Raw genomic sequence first — 2,515 nt, forward strand, 5'->3', positions numbered from 1 at the left:
TGGGCACGCCCGATTATTTGTGCCACTTTAGCTAGGTGAGCAAAATCTTCTGGAGCTACATCGCTATATTTATCTATCGCTTGGCGTGGAACTACTAATACGTGCCCCGGCGTCACCGGTTCAATCGTGGCAAAAGCTACGCAGATATCATCTTCCCATACGAAACGGCCGGGAAATTTTCCACAAATAATTTTTTGAAAAACGCTCATGCTCTAAGTCTAAATCTAAAAAATTTAGAATGTGGGGTGAAATACCGGCGTGAAGTAGGCGGCAAAGCAAAATATCTGGGTATATTCCAATTTTCTCTGCGCTACTATGGGGGAGATAGATAAACATCTAGAGGAGAAACTATGAGTAGTGAAGCAGCAGTGCTCCCATATCGCTATACGGCAGAACTCGCCAATAAGATAGAAGCTAAATGGCAAGAGCGCTGGGAAAAAGAGGAAACTTTTAATGCTCCTAATCCGGTAGGTGATTTAGCCACTTCCGGAGAGCTGCCGGAGGAATCTTTTTATCTACTAGATATGTTTCCTTATCCTTCTGGAAAAGGCTTACACGTAGGCCATCCGCTAGGTTTTATCGCTACAGATACCATTGCTCGCTATCAGCGGATGCAGGGGAAGAACGTCCTCTATACGATGGGCTACGACGCCTTTGGATTGCCGGCGGAGCAATATGCAGTACAGACGGGGCAGCATCCGCGGATAACTACCGAAGAAAACATTAAGAATATGCGCCGGCAGTTGCGCCGTCTCGGGCTTTCGCATGAAAAGCGCCGTTCTTTTGCTACAACTGATGTGGATTATATGCGCTGGACGCAGTGGATTTTCTTGCAAATTTTTAATTCTTGGTACGATCCAGAAGCGCCGGGCAGAAAAGCCGGGACGCGCGGGCGGGCTCGGCCGATTTCGGAACTAATTGCGGGCTATAAAGATGGCTCTATTCCCACTCCCGACGGGCGCCCCTGGGCGGAGCTGGATAAAGCCGAGCAAGAGCAAGCCGTAAACTCGCGCCGTCTCGCCTATATTGATTTTGCCCCAGTGAATTGGTGCCCCGGACTAGGTACCGTATTGGCAAATGAAGAAGTGACAGCAGAAGGGCGCTCTGAACGCGGCAATTATCCGGTATTCAAGCGCAATCTGCGGCAGTGGATGATGCGTATTACTGAATATGCAGATCGTTTGGCAATGGATCTGGATATGGTGGATTGGCCGGAAAAAGTGCGGCTTATGCAGCGCAACTGGATTGGGAAATCGATTGGAGCAGAAGTAGCTTTCGTGCTGCAGCATGCCGCTGGCTCCGAGACCTTGCGCGTATTTACTACTCGCCCAGATACCCTTTTTGGAGCTACTTTTATGGTAGTTTCTCCCGAGCATCCGCTTTTGCAAGAAGCTGAGAATATCCCAGCTAATTGGCCAGCAGGTACCCGTACTCCGTGGACTGGTGGCTATAGCAATCCGCAAGCAGCTGTGCATGCCTATCAGCAGCAGGCGGCCCGTAAATCCGATATGGATCGCAGCGCCCTCGATAAAGAAAAGACCGGCGTATTCACTGGTCTATACGCTACGAATCCGGTGAATGGGAAAGATATTCCCGTATTCACCGCAGACTATGTGATGATGGGCTATGGTACCGGCGCAATTATGGCGGTGCCTGCACATGATCAGCGCGATTTCGATTTCGCGAAGAAATTTGATCTCGATATTATCCCAACTATGCAGGCTCCGGCGGATTTTGACGGCGAAAGTGCCTGGGTGGAAGATGGAGTAATAATCAATTCGGCCAATGCCGATATTTCTCTAAACGGTCTGGGAATTAGCGAGGGGAAGAAGCTAATTACAGACTGGATGGAAAAGCAAGGCTGCGGAAAAGAAAGTATTTCTTATCGCTTGCGGGATTGGCTTTTCAGCCGGCAACGCTACTGGGGAGAGCCTTTCCCGATAGTTTATGACGCAGATGGGAATGTGCACGCTCTGCCGGAGCAAATGCTACCGATAGAACTTCCCGATATTCCAGATTATTCTCCGCGCTCCTATGATCCGGATGACGCCGATTCACAGCCCGAACCGCCTTTAGGGAGATTGAAAGATTGGGTGCGGGTGCGCCTTGACCTGGGAGACGGTGAAAAAGAGTATTTCCGCGATACCAATACCATGCCGAACTGGGCTGGTTCTTGTTGGTATGAATTGCGCTATCTAGATCCACACAACCACCAAGAATTTGTGGCAAGTGAAAATGAAGCCTACTGGATGGGGCCAAAAGCTGGAAAAGAATCCGGTGGCACTGATCTCTATGTGGGAGGAGTGGAGCATGCCGTCTTGCATCTACTCTATGCGCGTTTCTGGCATAAAGTGCTTTACGATTTAGGGTACGTAAGTTCTTGTGAACCTTTCCATAAGTTGTTTAATCAAGGCTATGTGCAGGCTTATGCCTATACCGATAGTCGCGGCCAATACGTGCCGGCTGATGAAGTGGAAGAGCAAATGCCTGCCGATGGGGAAGGCGAGCCCACATT

The 2,515-nt window shown here is 49.6% G+C and carries 2 protein-coding genes; one reads left to right on the forward strand and one right to left on the reverse strand.

The features are described 5' to 3' along the window. Positions 1–209, reverse strand: a 209-nt coding sequence (locus Q0X35_RS06465; protein WP_297566680.1) for an HIT family protein, incomplete at its 3' end; no start/stop codon positions are given. A gap of 141 nt (positions 210–350) precedes the next feature. Between Q0X35_RS06465 and Q0X35_RS06470 the strand changes: the two genes are divergently transcribed. After that, the coding region (locus tag Q0X35_RS06470; protein WP_297566682.1) for a class I tRNA ligase family protein at positions 351–2,515 on the forward strand (2,165 nt) is incomplete at its 3' end.

Source organism: uncultured Arcanobacterium sp., from assembly GCF_947253055.1.
In the GTDB taxonomy this organism is placed as follows: domain Bacteria; phylum Actinomycetota; class Actinomycetes; order Actinomycetales; family Actinomycetaceae; genus Arcanobacterium_A.